The sequence below is a fragment of the Nocardia goodfellowii genome (assembly GCF_017875645.1).
GTDB lineage: Bacteria > Actinomycetota > Actinomycetes > Mycobacteriales > Mycobacteriaceae > Nocardia > Nocardia goodfellowii.
Genome location: NZ_JAGGMR010000001.1, coordinates 7,856,496 through 7,876,558, shown reverse-complemented (window position 1 = coordinate 7,876,558; position 20,063 = coordinate 7,856,496). Strand labels below are relative to the sequence as shown.

23 protein-coding genes are annotated in these 20,063 nt (G+C 67.9%); 17 read left to right on the top strand and 6 right to left on the bottom strand.

From position 1 onward, the window contains the following. Positions 1-44: 44 nt before the first annotated feature. The gene (locus tag BJ987_RS36560; RefSeq protein WP_209897578.1) at positions 45-956 is read left to right on the top strand and encodes a LysR family transcriptional regulator; all 912 of its coding nucleotides are present in this window, start codon (positions 45-47) and stop codon (positions 954-956) included. A gap of 21 nt (positions 957-977) precedes the next feature. Here the strand turns inward: BJ987_RS36560 and BJ987_RS36555 are convergent, their stop codons facing one another. Next, positions 978-1,466: a DUF4377 domain-containing protein gene (locus BJ987_RS36555; RefSeq protein WP_209897577.1), complete on the bottom strand. Its 489-nt coding sequence runs from the start codon at positions 1,464-1,466 to the stop codon at positions 978-980. A gap of 498 nt (positions 1,467-1,964) precedes the next feature. On the opposite strand from BJ987_RS36555, the gene BJ987_RS36550 reads away from it, so the two are divergent. The 11 genes from BJ987_RS36550 (at position 1,965) to BJ987_RS36500 (ending at position 12,460) form a co-directional block, all read left to right on the top strand. Then, a complete protein-coding gene (locus tag BJ987_RS36550; RefSeq protein WP_245366301.1) occupies positions 1,965-2,843 on the top strand; it encodes an MlaE family ABC transporter permease in 879 nt (292 codons plus the stop codon). After that, the gene (locus BJ987_RS36545; RefSeq protein ID WP_209897576.1) at positions 2,844-3,710 is read left to right on the top strand and encodes an MlaE family ABC transporter permease; all 867 of its coding nucleotides are present in this window, start codon (positions 2,844-2,846) and stop codon (positions 3,708-3,710) included. Positions 3,711-3,713: 3 nt separating this feature from the next. Beyond that, positions 3,714-4,748 carry an MlaD family protein gene (locus tag BJ987_RS36540; protein ID WP_209897575.1) on the top strand — a complete coding sequence of 345 codons (1,035 nt, stop codon included), beginning with the start codon at positions 3,714-3,716 and terminating at the stop codon, positions 4,746-4,748. After that, complete coding sequence (locus tag BJ987_RS36535; protein ID WP_209897574.1) at positions 4,745-5,749, top strand: MlaD family protein; 1,005 nt, start codon at positions 4,745-4,747, stop codon at positions 5,747-5,749. Before BJ987_RS36540 ends, BJ987_RS36535 begins: the two co-directional genes overlap by 4 nt. Continuing rightward, positions 5,737-6,768 (top strand): MlaD family protein, encoded by a 1,032-nt coding sequence (locus BJ987_RS36530; protein WP_209897573.1) that lies wholly within the window; start codon positions 5,737-5,739, stop codon positions 6,766-6,768. The genes BJ987_RS36535 and BJ987_RS36530 overlap by 13 nt, the downstream gene beginning before the upstream one ends. Continuing rightward, positions 6,768-7,868: an MlaD family protein gene (locus BJ987_RS36525; protein WP_209897572.1), complete on the top strand. Its 1,101-nt coding sequence runs from the start codon at positions 6,768-6,770 to the stop codon at positions 7,866-7,868. Before BJ987_RS36530 ends, BJ987_RS36525 begins: the two co-directional genes overlap by 1 nt. Then, positions 7,865-8,947, top strand: coding sequence for an MlaD family protein (locus BJ987_RS36520; protein WP_307869866.1), 1,083 nt, complete (start codon positions 7,865-7,867; stop codon positions 8,945-8,947). The genes BJ987_RS36525 and BJ987_RS36520 overlap by 4 nt, the downstream gene beginning before the upstream one ends. Then, entirely contained in the window at positions 8,944-9,906 is a 963-nt protein-coding gene (locus tag BJ987_RS36515) for an MlaD family protein (protein WP_245366300.1), read from the top strand. The genes BJ987_RS36520 and BJ987_RS36515 overlap by 4 nt, the downstream gene beginning before the upstream one ends. A gap of 188 nt (positions 9,907-10,094) precedes the next feature. Further along, entirely contained in the window at positions 10,095-10,772 is a 678-nt protein-coding gene (locus BJ987_RS36510) for a hypothetical protein (RefSeq protein ID WP_209897571.1), read from the top strand. Positions 10,773-10,780: 8 nt separating this feature from the next. Continuing rightward, entirely contained in the window at positions 10,781-11,023 is a 243-nt protein-coding gene (locus BJ987_RS36505; RefSeq protein ID WP_209897570.1) for a hypothetical protein, read from the top strand. A 423-nt stretch (positions 11,024-11,446) separates the two neighbouring features. Then, the gene (locus BJ987_RS36500) at positions 11,447-12,460 is read left to right on the top strand and encodes a DUF418 domain-containing protein (protein ID WP_209897569.1); all 1,014 of its coding nucleotides are present in this window, start codon (positions 11,447-11,449) and stop codon (positions 12,458-12,460) included. 6 nt (positions 12,461-12,466) lie between these two features. Here BJ987_RS36500 and BJ987_RS36495 read toward each other — a convergent pair whose 3' ends face one another. After that, complete coding sequence (locus tag BJ987_RS36495; RefSeq protein ID WP_209897568.1) at positions 12,467-13,627, bottom strand: cytochrome P450; 1,161 nt, start codon at positions 13,625-13,627, stop codon at positions 12,467-12,469. Between the two features lie 123 nt (positions 13,628-13,750). Here BJ987_RS36495 and BJ987_RS36490 point away from each other — a divergent pair, with 123 nt between their 5' ends. The 5 genes from BJ987_RS36490 to BJ987_RS36470 all read left to right on the top strand — a co-directional run bounded on the left by BJ987_RS36490 (position 13,751) and on the right by BJ987_RS36470 (position 16,747). Then, the gene (locus tag BJ987_RS36490) at positions 13,751-15,331 is read left to right on the top strand and encodes a Na+/H+ antiporter (RefSeq protein WP_209897567.1); all 1,581 of its coding nucleotides are present in this window, start codon (positions 13,751-13,753) and stop codon (positions 15,329-15,331) included. A 103-nt stretch (positions 15,332-15,434) separates the two neighbouring features. Next, entirely contained in the window at positions 15,435-15,848 is a 414-nt protein-coding gene (locus BJ987_RS36485; protein ID WP_209897566.1) for a hypothetical protein, read from the top strand. A 52-nt stretch (positions 15,849-15,900) separates the two neighbouring features. Continuing rightward, on the top strand, positions 15,901-16,056 hold the full coding sequence (locus tag BJ987_RS36480) for a DUF6131 family protein (protein WP_194819630.1): 156 nt from the start codon (positions 15,901-15,903) through the stop codon (positions 16,054-16,056). 11 nt (positions 16,057-16,067) lie between these two features. Beyond that, entirely contained in the window at positions 16,068-16,277 is a 210-nt protein-coding gene (locus BJ987_RS36475; RefSeq protein ID WP_209897565.1) for a CsbD family protein, read from the top strand. A 110-nt stretch (positions 16,278-16,387) separates the two neighbouring features. Beyond that, positions 16,388-16,747 carry an ADP-ribosylation/crystallin J1 gene (locus BJ987_RS36470; protein ID WP_209897564.1) on the top strand — a complete coding sequence of 120 codons (360 nt, stop codon included), beginning with the start codon at positions 16,388-16,390 and terminating at the stop codon, positions 16,745-16,747. Positions 16,748-16,756: 9 nt separating this feature from the next. Here BJ987_RS36470 and BJ987_RS36465 read toward each other — a convergent pair whose 3' ends face one another. From BJ987_RS36465 to BJ987_RS36450, 4 genes are all read right to left on the bottom strand, one after another. After that, positions 16,757-17,425, bottom strand: coding sequence for a phosphoribosyltransferase (locus tag BJ987_RS36465; RefSeq protein WP_209897563.1), 669 nt, complete (start codon positions 17,423-17,425; stop codon positions 16,757-16,759). A gap of 124 nt (positions 17,426-17,549) precedes the next feature. Then, positions 17,550-18,257: a phosphoribosyltransferase gene (locus tag BJ987_RS36460; RefSeq protein ID WP_209897562.1), complete on the bottom strand. Its 708-nt coding sequence runs from the start codon at positions 18,255-18,257 to the stop codon at positions 17,550-17,552. Between the two features lie 109 nt (positions 18,258-18,366). Then, positions 18,367-19,140: a GAF and ANTAR domain-containing protein gene (locus BJ987_RS36455; protein WP_209897561.1), complete on the bottom strand. Its 774-nt coding sequence runs from the start codon at positions 19,138-19,140 to the stop codon at positions 18,367-18,369. Between the two features lie 172 nt (positions 19,141-19,312). After that, positions 19,313-20,035: a VIT1/CCC1 transporter family protein gene (locus BJ987_RS36450; protein ID WP_209897560.1), complete on the bottom strand. Its 723-nt coding sequence runs from the start codon at positions 20,033-20,035 to the stop codon at positions 19,313-19,315. Between the last annotated feature and the right edge of the window lie 28 nt (positions 20,036-20,063).

The window sequence follows — 20,063 nt, the reverse complement described above, 5'->3', positions numbered from 1 at the left end:
GGTCCAGTAGCCGTCGCTTTGCTATGGATGCATAGAGTGGATCTATGCCCTTGTCGCCGCGCGTACCGGATCTGGCCGCGCTGGATCTGCTGCTCTCGGTCATCGAACTGGGCAGCCTCGGTCGCGCGGCGCAGGCGCACGGCATCAGTCAGCCGTCGGCCTCCTCGCGTATTCGCTATCTGGAGCGGCTGGTCGGAACGGCGGTGCTGGAACGGACAACGCTCGGTTCCCGGCCCACGCCCGCGGGCGCGTTGATCGCCGAGTGGGCACGGCGGGTGATAGACGCGGCCGAGCAGTTGGACGCGGGCCTCGACACACTGCGCACCGAACGCGATTCGCGGCTGCGGGTAGCCGCGAGCCAGACCGTCGCCGAGTACCTGTTTCCGGGTTGGCTGATGACGATGCGCGCGGCCGCGCCCGAGGTCACCATCGCGCTGGAGGCCGGCAACTCCGTCGAGGTCGCGCAGGCGGTGCTCGACGGTAAGGCCGGAATCGGATTCGTGGAGAGCCCGCAGCCCTTTCCGGGCCTGGAGAGTCACGAGGTGGCTCGCGACACCTTGGTGGTCGTCGTCGCGCCACAGCACGAATGGGCTCGCCGCGGTTCGGTCGGGCTGGCCGAGCTGGCGGCGACCCCGCTGATTCAGCGCGAGCCCGGTTCGGGCAGTCGCACGCTCTTCGAAACCGTTGTCGCGCAAGCTCTTCCGGATTGGGTGCCGAATATCGCGCTGGAGCTGTCCTCCACCACCGCCATCAAAACCTCGGTCGCCGCGGATGTCGGTGTCTCGGTCCTGAGTTCGCTCGCCGTTGCTTCGGACGTCGCCGCGGGCCACCTGGTGGTTCCCGAGATACCCGATCTGGATTTGCGCCGCAGTCTGCGTGCGGTGTGGCCGGTCGGTCAGCGCCTCAGTGGTCCGGCGCGGGAGCTGTATTCGATTGCGCTGCGCGCCTTCTCATAGCGCCGAGCTATCGCGCCGATATCAGCGCGCGGGGCCCTCCAGACCGGTGTTGTTCAGGGGCGAACCGGTCGCGGAGATGACGCGCTGTTTGTCGAGCACCTCGAGCAGCCGCCACGCGGGCGCCTCCGCCCGGGGGTTCTCGGCCGGACTCTGCTCCACCCGCAGGTGATAGCGGTAGCCCCGATCGTGGTCGAATCCGTCGATCCCGTCGTAGCAGAGCTCCCAGGGGCCGTTCGGGTCGCGGCGGATTTGCAGGCACTGTTCGTCGGAGGTCTCGGTGCAGCGCATGGTCTCCTGCGCGACGTCGAGCTCGAGCACTGTCTCGGCGTCGGCGGAGCTGCCCGGCGGGTGCACGGTGCCGAAGTTGCCGAACGCGCCCTCACGTGCGGAAGTACCTGGAGCTGCGGCGGATACCGCGGGGGACTCGGCCAGTGACGGTGAGGTGCAGGCGGTCGCCACCGGCAGGATCGCGAGGCCGAACAGGGCCACATGAGACAGCCGAAGTCGCATTCCGCCGATCCTAATTGCGGATTAGCCGGAAATTAGCGGTATTTCCTGGCCTTTCGGTGGGCGTTCTGTCTGGTGCCGCCTCGGTGGAAAGCATGTCCGGAGTTTGCTGAAACCCACATAAGCAATTGTTCAGCTAACTGAAGCGCCGGTGAAGTAGTGCCGGAGTGTGCAACGGGGTTGAATCCCTCGACTGCAGTAGGCGTCCTGTTCGCCGGGTTCGCGCTTCGGTGTGGCAGGCCGAAAAGAATGCGGAATCTATCGCTGTTCTGCGATTTTGTGATGGATGCCGCAGCCGTCACAAATTAGTGATGCGTTGCACGAATAACTTCACGACAGCTCGAACCGGCGAGTAAGTGACCATCGTCACATGGCCGCGATTTTGTTGTGACCTAGAGTACCTATTAGCTTGGCTGAGTTGGCGATGATGCCGGATTCGGAGAGATACCTGATGAACTTCGACACAACCCGTGCCCTCGGCGCGGGCCACGGAACTCGCGTATGACCTCGGATACCCGCGCAGCCCTGGAACAGCTGGAACTGCTGCGGCAGGAGAAACGCCGCGAATCCCCGGCGCAGGTCGTCCGCAAGAATTTCTCCGACACCGTGGTGTCGTCGCTGCGTACCTTCGGTCGCGCGGTGGGCATGGCCGAGGAATCGGTGACCGGCGCGGCCGGCGATATCGCGCGCGGCAAGTTCCAGTGGCGCGAGGCCATCCTGCAAGCCTGGCGCCTGATCACGGTCACCACCATTCCGGCGATTCTCATCGCGATCCCGTTCGGCGTGATCGTCTCGATCCAGGTCGGCAACCTCATCCACACCCTCGGCGCGGATTCGCTGCTCGGCGCGACCGGCGGCCTCGGCGTGATCAAGCAGGGCGCCCCGATGGCCACCGGCTTCCTGCTCGGCGGCGCGGGCGCCGCCGCGATCGCCGCGGACCTCGGCGCGCGCACCATCCGCGAGGAGATCGACGCGCTGCACACCATGGGTATCAGCCCGATTCATCGGCTGGTGATCCCACGCATGGCGGCCATGCTGCTGGTGGCGCCGCTGCTCAACATCCTCATCATCTTCGTCGGCGTGCTCGCCGGATACGCGGTCGCGATCGCCGGACAGGGTGTGACGCCGGGCAGCTACTGGGCCACCTTCGGCTCCTTCACCACCACCGCGGACGTGTGGGTTTCGCTGCTCAAGGCCCTGATCTTCGGGTTCCTCGTGGTGATCATCGCCTGCCAGCGCGGACTGGAGGCGAAAGGCGGGCCGCGCGGTGTGGCCGACGCGGTGAACGCGGCCGTGGTGCTGTCGGTGGTCTCGATCGTCATCGTGAACCTGGCGATGACCCAGGTCACCGCCATGTTCCTACCCACGAAGCTGGCATAGATGACGACCTCCGCCTACGCCCCCAAGGGTTTTCGCTGGGTCCGCCGGTACTTCCGGCGCGGTAGCCGCGTGGTCCGCGCCGTCGACATGCTCGGTTTCATCGCCGTGTTCGTCTGGCAGGTGCTCGCGGCCGTCCCGTTGACGCTCAAGCGGTATCGCGGCGAAACCATGCGTGCCATCACCGACATGACCTGGGGCCGCGGCTCCATCGTGGTCGGCGGCGGCACGGTGCCGATGATGATCGTGCTCGGCCTGGTGATGGGCGCCTCGGTGGCCGTCGAGTCGTTCGCGACGCTGGACATGCTGGGGATGGGCCCGGTCACCGGCGTGGTTTCCGCCTACGCGACCACCCGCGAGCTGGCGCCGATCGCCGCCGCGGTCGGGTTCGCCGCGCAGGCGGGCTGCCGGATCACGGCCGAGATCGGCTCCATGCGCATCTCCGAGGAGATCGACGCCATCGAGTCGCTGGGCCTGCGCTCGGTGCCGTTCGTGGTGACCACCCGGGTGATCGCGGGTGCGCTGGCCATCGTGCCGACGTTCCTGATCGCGCTGATCCTGTCCTACGCCGCCTGCCGCGGGCTGATCACGCTGGTGCACGGGCAGTCCGCGGGCGTCTACGACCATTACTTCTTCCAGTTCGTCGCCGGGTTCGACGTCATCGCCGCGGTCATCAAGGTGGCCATTTTCGGGACCGTGGTGATTCTGGTGCACAGCTATTACGGCTTCTTCGCCACGGGCGGTCCCGAAGGCGTGGGTATCGCGTCCGGACGGGCGGTGCGGGCCAGTTTCGTGTCGATCATCGCCATCGACATGGTGCTGTCCATCGTGCTGTGGGGTTTCAACTCGGCGATCAGTTTTACGGGGTGAGTGGTGCCTGAATACGGTTTGCCCGGCGTCGCCGCGGACAAGAGGAAAGCGCGCACGGTCGGAGTGGTGCTCGTCGCGATCATCGCGGTGGTGGCCTTGGCGACCTCGCTGTATCGGAATCTGCGCACCGAGGACGGGTTGCGCATCGCGTTGCACACCGAGGAGGTCGGCGACGGTGTGAGCGCGGGCACCCAGGTGCGCCTGGACGGCGTGCAGGTGGGCAAGGTCGAGGAAGTCTCCCCGGATGCCCGCGGCACGCAGCGAATCATGGTGCGGCTGGACGAAAACCGGCTGCACAGCATCGACGACAGCCTGCGCGTGGATTACGCGCCCGCCAACCTGTTCGGCATCAGCGAACTCGAATTGCTGCGTGGCACGGGCGGTTCGCCGCTGCGGCCGGGCAGCGTCATCGATCTGACCGGACCGCGGGCGGATCGCGTGTACGACGCCACCATGGGTTCGATTCTGCGCAGTCTGTCCCAGGTCGGCGCGGCCGTGCTGACACCGCAGCTGGCCACGGTCATCGCACAGGTGTCCGCGGACTTCAAGGCGATGACCCCGTTGGTGGAGGCGCTGATCACGGTGTCGAAGATCATCGCCGACAACCAGAACATGCCCAGCTCGGAGTTGCTCGGCAAGCTGGGCCCGGCCTTCGACGGCGGCGGCGCGTTCGCGGGCGCGACCATCCAGATCCTCGATCAGATCCACGACATCCGGATCATCCAGACCGACAAGGATCGATACGACGTGGGCGTCGCGGCGCTGACCGGCAAGATCCTGCCGGGGCTGTCGACCACGGTGACGGCGGCCGGCGCGCAGTTGGCGGAGGCCACCGACATGCTCGCCCCGATGCTGACCGTGCTGGCGCAGATGGTGCCGCGACCGCAACAGTCCGCCGCGGAGCTGCGGCTGCTGCTGGAGCGGTTGCGCGCGGCCATGCCGGAGACGCCGGACGGCCCGGTGCTGAATCTGGAGGTCGAGCTAGCGAACGTGCCCGGTATCGCGGTGCCGCTGTTCGGTCAGGGAGGTCCGCGATGACGGTACGTGCGGCGGCTTGGCGGCTGGTGGTGTTCGCGGGCGTGATGATGGTGGTCCTGGCCCTGGTGCTCACCGCCATCAAGCGCCCGGTCGACGGTGACACGCACGCCCACGACGCGCTTTTCCTCGACGCCAACGGTCTCAAGGCCGGTGACGACGTGCGCATGTACGGCGTGCAGGTGGGCAAGGTGGAGCGCATTTCGCTGGCCGGTGTGAAAGCGAAAGTGCGTCTCACCGTGCGGGATTCGACGCCGGTCTACGACAACTCGGTCTTGGCGATCCGGTACCAGAATCTCACCGGGCAGCGCTACATCGACCTGCAACAGCAGCCGAATCCCGGTCTGCGGCTGGCCGACGACGCGACCATCGGCACCGACATGACGATTCCGTCCTTCGATGTGACCAGCCTGTTCAACGGACTGAAGCCGGTGCTGGCGACCATGTCGCCGGAGTCGGTCAACAAATTCACCGAGAACATGCTCGCGGTGCTGCAGGGGGACGGCAACGGGCTGGGCCCGGCGATGGAGTCCATCGCCGAACTCAGCAAGTATGTCGGCGACCGGCAGCAGGTGATCGGCACACTGGTCAAGAACATGTCCGATATCGCCGACCGGGTCGGCGGGCGCGTGCACTACCTGGTGCCGCTGCTGGCGCGGCTGACCGACATCTTCGTCTCGCTGCAAGACAACATCGGCGGCCTGGCACGCTTCGCGATGACCGCGCCCTCGGTGCTCGGACCGGTGGACCGGCTGCTGAGCACGCTCGGCTTGGACCAGGACGGCGCGGCGGATCTGGACGCGCAGATCCGCCGGTTGTTCCCCGATCCGCAGCAGGCGGTCGAGGTGTTCGGCAAGCTGCCCGGTTTGCTCGACGCCGTCGACAACGCGCTGCCGCACACCGTCGCGGGCTGGAAACCGCAGTGCAGCAAGGGGTCCGCGGAGGTCCCGGCCCCGCTGCGGGTGCTCATCGCCGGACAGCAGGTGTCGATATGCCAGGCATGATCTCCCGCCTGCTCGGCGGCGACCGGCGCGTGCTCGACGACACGGCGAAGCGTCGCCGTGAGGTGCGGTTGGGCATTGTCGGCGTGGCGCTGCTGGTGATCGGCATCGTCGCGGCCGGCGCGCTGTACGTGGTGCCGTTCGGCAAGGCCACCTACACCGCCGAGCTGTCCGAGGCGCAGTCGGTGAAGACCGGTGACGACGTCCGCCTGGCCGGTGTCTCGGTCGGCTCGGTGACCTCGCTGGAGCTGAAGCCGGACAAGGTCGTCATGAAGTTCACCGTCGACAACGACGTGTTCGTCGGCGACAAGAGCTCGCTGGACGTGCGGATGCTGACCGTGGTCGGCGGCCACTACGTCGCGCTGTTCCCGGCCGGCGACAAACCGCTGGGCGGCAACGCGATTCCCGCGGACCGGGTACGCCTGCCCTACAGCCTGGTGCAGACCTTCCAGGACGCGACCACACCGCTGAGCAAGATCGACGGCAATACGCTGCGGGAAAATCTCGCGACCCTGAACCAGTCGGTGGCGGCCGCCCCCGAAGCGGTGCGCACCACCCTCGACACCCTGGGCAGCTACATCGACGCCATCGATCGTCAGCGCACCCAGGTGTCCAATGCCATCTCCGTCGCCAGTGAATACGTGCGGATGTACGACGGCGCCAAGGGCGATCTGCGGCGGCTGATGGACAGCGCGAACCAGCTGGAGACCGCGCTCGTGGACAAGCGCGCCGAAATGCGCGAGGCGGTGGCGCTTTTCAACAGCGTCGTGCAGCGGCTCGCGCTGTTGGCGCCGACCTGGGATTCCACCCTGAAGCCCCGGGCGCAGCAGCTCGCCGACGCGCTGCCGAAACTGGAGGAGATGGGCGGCCGGCTGGACCCGATGATCGCCTCCGCGCACGCGCTGACCTCGAAGCTGAAGGAGCTGGCGATCCCCGAGGGCGGGCTCGTCATCGACCAGTCCGGCGCCACCGTCCCGGCGCCGGCCGGAGTGTGTGTGCCGCTACCCGGGAAGGAGTGCTGATGCTGAACCGGGTACTCGGCAGCCAGGCGTTCATGTCGATCGCGGGGGCCGTCGTCATCGCCGTGCTCGCGATCGCGGGCTACTTCGTCGCCTTCGATCCGCTGCGTGAGACGCGGAGTTATTGCGCGATCATGCCGGACAGCATCGGGTTGTACGAAGGCAATCAGGTGACCATGCGCGGTATCACCGTCGGCACGGTGACTTCGGTGCGTAACCAGGGCGCCGACGTGCGCGTCGACTTCGAGGTGGACGCGGCTCATCCGGTGCTCGCCGACGCCGCGGCCACCACGGTCTCCGACACCGTCGTCGCGGACCGGGAACTGGCCGTGCTGTCCTCGGGCAAGGACACCGCGCGCTGGGACAGCGGCTGCCTCACCAAGACGCTGACTCCGAAGAGCCTTACCCAAACCCTCACCGCGCTGGCGCAATTGTCCGATCAGATCGTGGGACCCGACCCGGCGCAGCCGAATTCGCTCGCCGACGGCCTGTCCGCCCTGGACCGGGCGACCGCGGGCACCGGTCCGCAGATCAACGAGCTGATCATGAAGCTCGGCTCGGCGCTGAAGACGCCGGACGCCGATATCGCCAACCTCGCGGGGATTTTCGACGCGTTCGCGTCGGTGTCGGTGCAGGTGCAGAAGCACTGGGGTGACTTGCAGTCCATGCTGACCAGGCTGGGACCAGCGCTGCACCAAGCGAATACCGAACTGCTCGGACCGGGCACCGAACTGTTCGACGGGCTCCGGCAATTGCTGCCGATGCTCAATGACATCACCACCATGTTCGGCGGGCAGATCGGTGCGCTGCTCGACCAGAGCGTGCCGTTGATCAAGCTGCTGCGGGCCAATGTCGGGTCGTTGCGCGACATCGTGCTGACCACGCCGGTGGTCGCGACGGCGTTCCGCAGCGTGCTGGATCCGCAGACGGGCGCGGTCGGAATCAGTTACGCGCCACCGAAAGTCGCGATACCGCAGCAGAACGCGGAGCAGGTGTGTGCCGCGCTCGATGCCATCAGCCCCGGGCGGTGCGCGGGTGCGGCGGACGGCATGCTGCATGTTTCCTTGACCCAGCTGGTGCTGGGATCGGTTGGTGCGCAGTGAGAACCGTGACTCTGCGGATTCCGGCGGGGAAGCTCGTGCGGCGCACCGCGCTGGCGCTGGCGCTCACGGCGTCGGTCGCGGTCGGCGGTTGCGGATTCGACCCGTCGTCGGTGCCGGTGCCGGGCACCTCGGTCCCCGGCCCGACCTACCGGTTGAAGATCGAGTTCGCGAATGTGCTGAATCTGCCCGCGCGGGCGAAGGTTATCGCCAACGGCGCGCAGGTCGGCACCGTCGAACAGGTGACGGTGGTTCCCGCCGACCGGGCCCCGGCCGGGCGCGGTGGTTACGTGGTGGTCGACGCCGAGATCTCGGAGTCGGTGCGCCTGCCCACGAGCACCATCGCCGAGTTGCGGCAGAACACCGTGCTCGGTGACATCCACATCGCCTTGACCACGCCCCCGGACGGTTTCGACCGGCTGCTCGGCTCCGACGCCGTCATCGATCTGGCGCACAGCCGCCCGCCGGTGCAGCTCGAGGACACCATGTCCGCCATGGCGTTGTTCGTGCAGGGCGGTGCCATCGGCCAGTTGCAGGACATCATCAACCGGTTCAATACCGTGCTGCCGCAGGATCCGCGGGAAACCGCGCGGATCTCCCAGGTGCTGGGCGCCGACGCCGCGGACCTGGCCGCGCATCTGGACGAGGTGGACAAGGCACTGGCCGGGCTGAGCACCAATGCTCAAGTGCTGCACGATCTTCGGCCTGAACTCGACAACATCCTCAGCGCCGAGTCGGTGCAGCGGGTGAACGGGGCCGCACAGTCGATCGACGGTGTCACAAAGATATTCGGTGTGCTCGGACCGGTCGGTGAGTCGCTGGTATGGCTCGCGCCGCTGGCGCGCTCCGGCGACGCCGCGGCCAAGGCGTTCGTGCCGCTGGCCACCGGTGGTCCGCTGGATCTGCGCTCGCCGTCGAACCTGGCCATGCTGGTCGCGTTCCTGCGCGACAAGGTGATTCCGTTCGCCGAACGGGGACCGAAGGTGAATGTCACCGGCGTGCGGGTGAATTCGCCGGAGGCCGACGCCGAACAGGTGGACCGGATGGTGCAGGCACTGCGCATGATCGGAGTTGTGCGATGAAGATCAAGCCGGGTTCACTGGCCTCACTCGCCGGTATCGCCACCATTCTGGTCCTCGGCGCGGCCTATCTCACCTTCGGCGTGGTGCGCTACGACCCGTTCGCCGACTACACCGACGCTTCTATGGTGCTGAAGAATTCGGGCGGGCTCGGCGTCGGATCGCCGATCCTGCTCACCGGCATCGCGGTCGGCAAGGTGACCTCGGTCGACAGCACCGCGGCCGGTGTCGAGGTCGGCTTCCGAATCGACGCCGACCAGCGGCTGCCCACCGACAGCGTGGTGACCATCGAACATCTCTCCGCGCTCGGCGAGCCGTATGTGCAGTTCGTCCCGAAGCGGGCCGGCGGCCCCTACCTGCGCGACGGGCAGCGCCTGGACACCGCCGATGTGCGCACGCCGCTGTCCATCGCCGAGGTGGCCCGGATGGTCACCAAGACCATGAACCAGCTCGACCCGGCCGTAGTCGATTCGCTGGTGCGAACCATGAGCACAGCGCTCACCGGGACCGAGGCCGTCATGCCGGAGCTGGCCCGCTCCGGTGACCTGCTGGCCGCGACCATCATGACCCGCTCGCCCAAGATCGCCGAACTGCTCAACAGTTTCCAGTTCGCCGCCAAGGACATCGACTGGGCGAATCCGGCGCTGTCGGACGCGGCGCCGAACTTCGTCGAATTCGGCAAGGTGCTCGACGGACTGGTGGAGGCGGTGGGCCGGGTCGTCGCCACCGGCAATGCGCCGGAGATGTATCTGGAAGGCAATGGGCTGGTGCCGTTTCTGGAGCAGGTCACCCGGTGGCTCAACGAGGTCGGGCCGGAATTGCGGGCGCTGATTCCCGGGCTGCGGCCACTTGCCGACGCGGTCACCTCCAGTGCGCCGAAACTCGATCTCAGCACACTGATCTCGCAGGCCTTGCAGGGGACCGATGACGACGCGGTGCGGGTGCGGGTCACGGTCAAGTGAGGCGCGCTTCTTGTCCGAGGTGCGCCAGGCTGAATTCAGCAAATATTTAGACAACTTAATAGTGCTGCTTTGAGCTGCGAAAATCTCTCGTGTCAAAGGTTGCTGAGATTCCAGCAAATTTCCGGTAGCCTCCCAGGAGATCGGCTATTCGTGACGGTGTTCCCTGTTTCAACAGAGAAGGCGGTGCGATGGTGGAATCCGAAGGCGACCCCGGACCGAGAGACGAGCGACGCGACCACACTCGTGTCCTGTCGATCGCGGCCGCGCTGGCGGCCGGTGCCGCGGTGGTCGTCTCCGTCGCCCTGGCCACGCGCTCGGAGGAACCCGCCGAGAACACCGCCGCCTACTCCGCCTCGAACTCGCCCACCGTCGCACCGCCCCCCGGCCCGCCGTTCCCGGCCCGTCAGATCGGTGACGATTGCTCGGCCGGTGGCGTGCGGGCCCGCTGGGAGATGAAGCAGGGCAATTGGAACTGCGCCGCGGTGAAGGTCGGGCCGAACGGCAAGGCGGTGGGGGAGGATTGCTCGCAGGCGGGCGTAGTCAAACGCTGGAACTTCCTGCCCGACGGCAGCTTCGCATGTGCCCCGCCGCCCGACCCGATCGCCGGGGCCTCGAGTACGCCGCGCGCACCGGTGCCGAGTCCGCCGCCCGCTCCCGGCGCGCCACCGCCTCCGCCGCCGGAACCGGAACCGGTCGAACAGGTGGCGCCGGAGCCTGTTCCGGAACCGCAGTACATCCCCGAATATGCCCCGCCGCCGCCGGCGCCCGAACCGCCCTACGAACCGCCTCCGCCGCCGCCACCACCGGCCCCGATGCTGCCCCAGTTGGAACTACCTCCCCTACCCTTCTTCCCCCCGCCGAGGTGACCGGACGCATGGCAGCCGCATCGAGCGAACGTTGGACCACCTTCCGGCAGGTCCTGATCGCCTTGTCGATCTTCCTGCTCTGGCGGGCCGGGCGGCTCTGTCACGCCGCGCCGCCCCCTTTGCCCGACCGTGGCGCGCGCCCACCCCGCCGCACCGATGGGCATCCCTGGCAGCACCGGCTGCATCCGCACGCCGAGAACACCGGCCACCGGCCACCGCCGACCCGGACCTGCCGCCACGTGCCGCGATAGCTCCGCCGCGGCGCTGGGAACACGCTGGCTGACGGGGTCGCCTGAAGGCGGTCCCGAAAATCGGTGGACGCGGCTGGGATCGTTGAAGGGTGATCGATGTTCCGGAGTTCTTCGCACGGCGGTTGGTCCGAACGGCGGGTGACCCGGGCCGGGTGTGGCTGGACAGTTTGCCCGGGCCGGTCGAGCATCGCCGGGCGGCGCGTTGAATTCGATGTGGTGGCGTCGCTTCTCCGCCAAGAAGCCCGAGCGTCGCCTCACCCGCCCCGCCCCGGCCCCATGGGGCAATCACCTGCGGCCCAACCCCACCGCCACCCGCCCCTCGAACCGCCCGTCCACGCGCTCCATCCGTCGCCACCGGTAGCGGCGGACGACATCGCGGGCCAAATCCGCGAGCACCCGCCTGCCTTTCGATAGCGTGAGGCTATGACTGGCGATCGCGATGTCTGGGCGCGAGTCCCGGAACTGGACGCGCTGCGGGGGTTCGCCGTATGCGGGGCGGTGATCGTGCAGACCTGGCAGGTGACCGGTGTGCCCGCGACCGTGGCGCCCGGCGTGCTGGATCCGACGCGGCAGGTGCTGGCGGTGCTGGCCGAAGGGTGCTTTCTGCCGATCTTCGGGGTGCTGTTCGGCCTGGGCTTCGCGCTGTTCGCCGAACGCGTCGCGGCACGTGCGGAGCGGCCATGGCTGGTGCTGGCGCGCAGAGTGCTGGCACTGGGTGCGCTGGGGTTGGCACACCAGCTGTTTCAGCCGGGTGAGGCGCTATTGCCTTATGCCGTGGTGGCTTTGGTGATCCTGCTGCCCGCCTCGGCGGTGCCGAGCTGGGCGGTGCTGGTCGTCGGGTTCGCGGCCACGGCCGGGGCGGCGATGGCGCTCTGGGACGGATTCGGCCTTCTCCCGGGGCTCTTCCTGCTCGGGATGGCTGCCGGGCGGTTCGGCGTCGTCGAGTTCCTGCGGCGGCGTGGGTGGTTGGTGGCACTGGTGTTCGCGTTGGCCTTACCTGCCGCGGTGCTGGCGGGGAAGTGGGAGTACCGGACCTCTTACCTCGATTGGGGTAGCCCGGCGCCCGCGCTCGCGGGTCTGCTCGGCGCCGTGGCCTACGCGACAGGGCTGCTCATCGTGCTGCACACCGACTTGGGCGCACGCGCCGGTGCGGTGTTACGGCCGATAGGACAGATGGCGTTGACCAATTACCTCGGCGCGACGGCGCTGATCCTCATGGCCGACTCGCTGTTGCCGGACTCCGGTAACTATCGGACGCTGCTGCTCCTGGCCCTCGCGATCATGTTGGTGCAGGCGATATTCAGCGGATTGTGGTTGCGGTGGCTGCGCTACGGGCCGGTGGAATGGTTGTGGCGGTGCGTGACCTGGTGGGACTGGGTGCCGATCTGGCAACGACGGCCCCAACCCGTCGGCCTCGGTCTGCCGCACCTCGGGTAGCGGGTCTCACGCGAGGCGCACCGGCAGGGCGAGCGGACCTCGATGCCGGAAACCCGAGCGCCACTGGATCTCCGACGGCTCCATCGTCGATGTCATCGCGGGCCAGCGGGTGCAGACATGATGCAGGGTGGTGGCGGTGACGGCGCGGATCAGCCCGGTGCCGAGGCAGGAATGCGGGCCGTGGCCCAAGCTCAGGTGCTGGTTGGGTTCGCGGGCCAGATCCAGGGTGCCGGGTGCGTGGAACGCGGCCGGGTCGTGGTTGGCGCCGGCGAGACAGCACAGCACTGTTTGGCCGGCCCGAATGGTGTAATCGCCCAGGGGCAGGTCGGTGGTCGCGAAGCGGGGGCTCGCCAGCACCTGCGGGGAGAGGTAGCGGAGCAATTCGTCTACGGCGCGGTCGGGGGCGGTGCGCAGCAGCGGAACCTGGTCATGATGGGTCAGCAGGGTGAGGATCGCACCCGTCACCAGATCCGTCAGCACCTGGTACCAGAAAAACAGCAGATAGCGGAATCCCGCTTGCAACTCCTCGGCGTCGATCGAACCTCCCTCGTGCGCGGCGACGAGACGGCCGAGCACCGTGTCGGTGCCGCGAGTGCGATCGATGGCCCCGGTGATGATGGCGTGCATCGCCTGAAGGGTATCGAGGGCTTGCGCCGCCGGACGACCGGCGGCGGACAGCAGCGTCGAATTCGCCCACGCCAGTACCGCTTCGCGATCGGCGGCGGGCAATCCGAGCAACTCGCCGAGCACGGCCGCGGGCAGCGGAACCGCGAGCCGTTCGACCAGATCGACAATGGTCGCCGGATCCAGGTCTTTCAGCAGTGCTTCGACCAATTCGGGGGCTCGCCGGGTCCACTCGTCCGTAGTGCGCGGCGTCGACTCGGTGGCGAGTACCTGTCGTAGCCGCGCGTGCGCACCGGGATACATCGTGTGCCCGCGGTAGTCGCGGCCGTTCGCGTAGTGGGTGCCGGTAGTCAGCCGGGTGTCCAGCAGCACCGCCCGCACGTCGGCGTATCCCGTCACCAGCCAGGCGGGTGGACCGTCGGGCGTGCGTACCCGATGGACGCCGCCCGCCCGGCGTAACCGGTCCAGCGTCGGCCACGGATCCGCCGCGAATCCGCTGTCGAAGATATCCAGCACCATGCCCCCACTAATGTTGTCTGCCAACCACTCTCGGCCCCGCCCGGGTCCGCCCCAACCTACTCCGCTGGGGCCATACCGGCACCTCCCCGGAGGTTCGTCGGCGCGGCTGGGTGGAAAACGGGGCGGGGCACCGCAGACTGGTCGGTCATGGACCAGTTGGTGCTGATGTTCACGCTGCTGTTCGCGACGATCCTGGCCGAACCGCTGGCGCGGCGGATCGGGGTCGCGTCGCCGGTCCTGATGACGGTGTTCGGCTGCGTGGTGGCGTTGATCCCCGCGGCGCCGCGGATCCAGCTGCCACCGCATCTGATTCTGCCGCTGGTGTTGCCGCCGCTGCTGTATGCCGCGGCCCGCCGGACCTCGTGGCAGCAGTTCGCCGAGAACTGGCGGCCGATCGCGCTGCGCGCGGTGGGCTTGGTGGCGGCGACGGCGGCGGCCGTGGCCGCGGTGTTCCACCACTGGTATCCAGGTTTTCCGATCGCGGCCGCGATCGTGCTGGGTGCCATTGTCGCGCCGCCGGATCCGGTCGCGGCCACCGCGCTGGCGAGCCGGCTCGGCTTGCCGCGCCGACTGGTCGTGGTGCTCGACGGAGAGGGCCTGTTCAACGACGCCACCGCCATCGTCATCTACACCGTCGCGGTCCAGGCGGTGGTGACCGGGCACTTCTCCACACTGCACGCGGCCGGCGAATTCGTGATCTCGGCTGTCGTCGCGGTGCTGGTCGGGCTCGCGCTGGGCTGGGCTGGGACCAAGTTGACCGCGTACCTCGAGGAAGCGCCCTGGCAGGTGGCGTTGAGCCTGCTGCTGCCGTTCGCCGCCTACGGTTTCGCCGAGGCCTGGCACGGTTCCGGCGTACTCGCGGTGCTGGTGTGCGCGCTGTATCTGACCGACGCCGTCACCGATATCGGTGATCGAGACTATCGGCTGGTCAGCGATTCGTTCTGGGAGATCACCGAAATGCTGCTCGCCGGTTTCGCTTTCGGGCTGATCGGCCTGGAGCTGGGCACCGTGCTGGAGGCAACCGGGCACGACTGGCCGCGGTTGCTCGGTGTCGCGGGGGCCGTGGTCGCGGTGGTCGTGCTGCTGCGACTCGTGTGGTTGCTGGCCACCTGGGCGATCGGCCAGGGTTGGTGGCGGCGAATGGACGCCGACGAGCCCTACACCTGGCGCGAGACCATCGTGACCTGGTGGGCGGGGATGCGCGGCGTGGCGACTGTCGCACTGGCGCTGGCCATTCCGTTGCTGACCGACACCGGCGCGCAGTTCCCCGGCCGGACCGAGATCCTGTTCACGGCCTTCGCGGTGGTCCTGTTCACGCTGCTGGTGCAGGGGCCGACACTGCCGCTGGTGGTTCGGCTCACCGGGGTGCACGCCGACACCCGGGCCGAACGCGCGCTGGAACGGGAACTGTGGGAGCGGGTGATGCGCGCACAGGTGGCCAAACTGAAAGAGCTTGCGGCGAGCGAGAATCTGCCCGATGAACTCTATGAGGGGCTGCGTGAGCAGTTCCGTCGGCGCATGGCGCGCGCCGACCCGCAGGCCGCCGACGAGGAAGACGCTCGCGCGCAGGCGATGAAGGATATGCGGCTGATGAACAAGGTGCGTGCGGAGATCGGCGACGCCGGTCGGCGCGAGGCGCTGGCCGCGCGCCGGGAACCGGGGATGCCGCCGGACGTGGTGGACCGGGTGACCCGCCGCCTCGATTTCGGCCGCACGAAACCCGGCTAGCTTTCAGCCGCCCGAAAAGTGGCTGGTAGAAACGTTGTTTGGGTTGGTATTTGCCGGGAATAGCCTCCTGTGTAATGCACACTCCAGCGACCACGGGATTGTCATGATCATTCTCATCGGGCTGCTCGTCCTGATTGCGGCGGTCATCGTCGGCGCCGCCGGTGTGGCGGCGAACAGCGGCGGAATCGACGCCTCGACAGGAAAATTCGAAGTATTCGATTACAGCTTCACCGCTACGGCCGGTGAGGTGTTTCTCGCCGGCATCGTTGTCGGGGCCGTCGGGATGCTCGGACTAGCTCTGCTGCTGGCCGGTGCTTGGCGTGCGTCTTCGCGCAGCCGGGCCACGCGCCGGGAACTGCGGCAGTCGCGCCGGGAAATGGCGGCCGCGCAGCGAGCCAATGAGCCGCAGTCCGCGGCGACCCCACCGTCGGGGACCAAGCCGGTATGGAGCATGAACCGCTTCCTGCCCAAGCCGAATGGTTCGGTGGAGCCCGCTCCCCGCACCGCCCCTCGGTGATTTTCACAAGCCTGGCGATCAGCGTTCGATCGTCGAGAAAGGGATAAGAACCATGATTGTTCTCGGACTGGTACTTCTGGTGGTCGGTTGGCTGCTCGGAATTCCACTGCTTACGACGGCAGGCATCATCGTGCTGATTATCGGCTTGGTGCTGCTGATCGCCGGTTCGGTCGGCCGCCCGGTCGGCGGCCGCCGCCACTATTACTAAAAGGTTGGGCGATGTCAGGGTTCAACGACCGTCCCCAGGGCTCCGGCCCGAGACGGGAAAATCGGTTCCAGCATCAAATCCAGGCGACCACAGGCAAAGTCAAGAAATTCCTCGGCCGTGCGACGAATAATCGCCGACTCGAGGCGGAGGGGCGCCGAGATCAGTCCCGCGGCAACCTGAAGCGCGCCGCGGACAAACTGAGGGATGCCTTCAAACGCTGACCTGGTCGCACTGATGCCGGCCGACGGGCACCGGGCCCGTCGGCCGGCATCGGCGTGTGTGGGGGTAAACGGAGTGCGGCACCCCGGCCGGGTGCGGCATCATGTGCCGAATGTCGACGACAACACTGTGGCGCCCGACCGGGCCGGAAGAGCTGGAGCTGGTCGCCGCCGCCGACTGGCGGCGATGGCCGCCGCGGCTACCGGACCAGCCGATCTTCTACCCGGTTCTCACCGAGCAGTACGCCATCATGATCGCCCGCGATTGGAATGTGCCGGCTTCCGGCGCCGGATACGTCACCACGTTCGCCGTGGAAACGGAATATCTTTCCGGCTATGACGTCCAGCAGGCGGGCGGTCGCGACATTCTCGAATATTGGATTCCCGCGGAGGATCTGGCGGAATTCAATACGCACATCGTCGGGCGTATCGAGGTCGTGCACCGCTTTCCGGCGGACGCCGCGTTGCCGTAGGCCGTAAAGCTATAGCGCCGGGTCGGTTTGGGGCAGGGCGGCCGGTGGGGTGCTGCGGGTGAGTAATTCGAGGATGGTGGCGTCGGGGATGTCGTCGAAGCGCTGGTACCACTGGGCGATGGAGTGGAACAGGGCCGGGGTTTCCAGGCAGACGACATTGTCGGCGACGCGGCTGAGGCTGCGGATGGCGCGGGGTGAGCCGACGGGGACGGCCAGGACGACGCGGTCGGCGCCGCGCGCGCGGGCGACCTCGATGGCGGCGCGGGCGGTGGCGCCGGTGGCGACGCCGTCGTCGACGATGACGGCGGTCTTGCCGTCCAGGCGGGCGCGGGTACGGTCCCCGCTGTAACGAAGGATGCTGCGGGACAAAGTGTTCCGGGCTTCACGCTCGACCCGTTCGCGTTCCGGGCCGGAAACGAAGGCGCGCAGCAGGATCGGCTCGTCGATCACCCGCACCCCATTGGCGCCGATCGCGCCGAACACCAGACCGGGCTGGAACGGGACCCGAAGTTTGCGTACCACTTCCACTTCCAGCGGCAACCCCAGCGCTTGCGCCACCTCGTGCGCGACCGGGACGCCGCCGCGCGGGACCGCCAGCACCACCACATCGGGACCGCGGAATCCGCGTAACCGCTCGACGAGTCGCCGACCGGCGTCACGACGATCGTGAAATGGCATCTACGAGACCTCCTGAGTCAATTGCGCCACGGGTCGAGCCGCGCTGCTGGACTCGGAGAATGTTTCTAGCCTACGCCCGAACAGATCCCGCCGCGAGCGACGATCGCCCGCGCCGCGGCCGTGCTCATCGCGCGTGCGGTCGCGACGGCCACGCCGCACCGGGCGGTCCGGTACCCAGACTGCGGGTCTGTAACCAGCGGTTGTTCGCCCGATCGAGCAGGTCCACGACCTGCTTGTCGTCGACCTCGTGGAAATCCCGGTACCACTGGCCGATGGAGTGGAACAGTTCCGGCGTCTCGAGGCAGACCACATTGTCGACCAGGGTGGCCAGCTGCCGGATCGGCCGGCACGGGCCGACCGGCACCGCGTAGACGACGCGGATCGCGCCTTGGGCCCGGGCGCTGGCGCAGGCGGCCTGCGCGGTGGCTCCGGTGGTGACGCCGTCGTCGACGATCAGCGCCGTGCGGCCCGCCAGCGGCAGCCGGGGTCGCCCGCACCGGTAGACAATCGCCTTGCGCGCCAGCACTTCTCGCTCTGTCAGCAGTACTTGCCGACGCTCCTTCTCGGAGACGAAAGCGCGCACGACGGTGTCGTCGTCGATAATCCGAACCTGATCCTCGGCGATGGCGCCGAACACCAGCGGGGGCTGGAACGGCACTCCGAGCTTGCGCACCACCGCCACATCCATCGGTACCCGCAGCGCGGTGGCCACCTCGAAGGCGACCTCCGCTCCACCGCGTGGCACGGCGAGCACGACCACATCGTCACCCCGGAACGCGCGCAGGCGTTCCACGAGTCGGCGGCCCGCGTCGCGGCGGTCGAAAAAGGGCATAGGAGTCCTCCTGAGTCGTTGACGATCACGAAGGGCGAGCCGCGCTTCGGGACTCGGAGAGGACTCGAATTCTAACCACGTGGTCAGCTGATCAGGGAAGTAAACGGAACTATTGCCCGATGCCCTCGCCGAAGTGCGGTCTGCCCTCGGGCTCGGCGCCGGTGACGGTGCGGATGATGTCGCGCGCGATCCGGACGAGTTTGACGTTGCGATTCTGCGAGGCGCTGCGCAGGATTTCGAAGGCTTGGGCCCGGGTGCAACCCCGTTGTCCCATCACGATTCCCAAAGCCTGGTCGATCAGCGATCTGGAGGCGAGGGCGGCGCGTAACTGTGCGGTGCGGTCGTTCTGCCGGGCCATCGCCAGCGCGGTCGTCAGCAGGACGCTGGTGTGCTCGCCGGTCAGTTTGATGGCCCAGCGGGTCTGTGCGTCGAAACCATTGGGGGCGTGCGCGTACAGGTTCAGCGCGCCGATGGGCTCGCCGTCGTTGAGCAGCGGCTGTGAGTAGATGGAGCGTATGCCGTGCGCCATCACCCGTGCCGGATAGTCGCCCCAGCGTCGTTCCTGCGCGACATCGGGCACCAGCACCGGTTCGGCGCTGTTCATCGCTTCCAGGCACGGGCCGGTCTGCTGCTGGAATTGGATTTCGTCGACCCGGGTCGCCTCGGCGCCGGTCGCGCCGACCGTCACGGTGTCACCCGCCCGCTTGATGGACACACCGGCCATCGGCTTGCCGGGCAGCATGCGCGAAGCGACCGCGGCGAGCTCACGTAGGGAAGCCTCGATATCGCTGGTGGACAGCAGCAGTGCTGTCAGTTCGGACATACCGGAGACGAGTTCGTAAGCGGTGCTCTCATCGTCTCGTACTCTCAGTTCCTCCGGCATGGCTCGTCACCTCCGTCGGCTAGGGGGGTCGTCGCCGAGGTACCTGCCGCGCTCGGAATCTCCTCGCGGGGCGGGTCGGCGGCACGGGTGCCCGACCCGGTGCTGGGTCGTAGCGGTGGGTTTCGAACTCGAGTGACGCAATACCCGCTCGCCGGCGACGGAAACAGGACCGTCAGATTCCGGAAAGCCCTGTCAGCTGGCCGATTCCATAGGTCACCGCCATGGCCAGCGCGCCTCCGGCGACCACCCGCAGCACTGCCCGGCCGCGGTCGCTGCCACCTAGCCGGGCGCTCACCGAGCCGGTGAGCGCCAGCGCGATCAGTACCGCGACGAAGGTCACCGGCACGCGCAACTGCACCGGCGGCAGCAGGATGGCCAGCAGCGGCAGCAGCGCACCGAGGGTGAACGCCACCGCGGAGGACACCGCCGCCTGCCACGGATTGGTGAGTTCGTCGGGGTCCAAACCCAATTCGGCCTCGGCGTGGGCGGTGAACGCGTCGTGCGCGGTGAGTTCCTCGGCCACCCGGCGCGCGGTTTCCGGGCTCAGGCCCTTGGCGGTGTAGATGCCGGCCAGTTCCTCGAGTTCGGATTCCGGCTCGTCCTCGAGTTCGCGTGCCTCCTTGGCGAGCAGGGCCTGTTCGGAATCGCGCTGGGTGCTGACCGAGACGTACTCGCCGACCGCCATGGAGATCGCGCCCGCGCTCAGCCCGGCGACACCGGCGGCGAGGATCGCCGAGGTGCTGGTGGTCGCCGCGGCCACGCCGACCACCAGACCGGCGGTGGAGACGATGCCGTCGTTGGCACCGAGAACGCCCGCGCGCAGCCAGTTCAGCCGCGTCGACAGTCCTTCGGCGTGCGGTTCATGGGGGTGCGGTCCGCTGATCGGCTCGGCCATGCCCCGGACACTATCCGTTCCCGCCGCT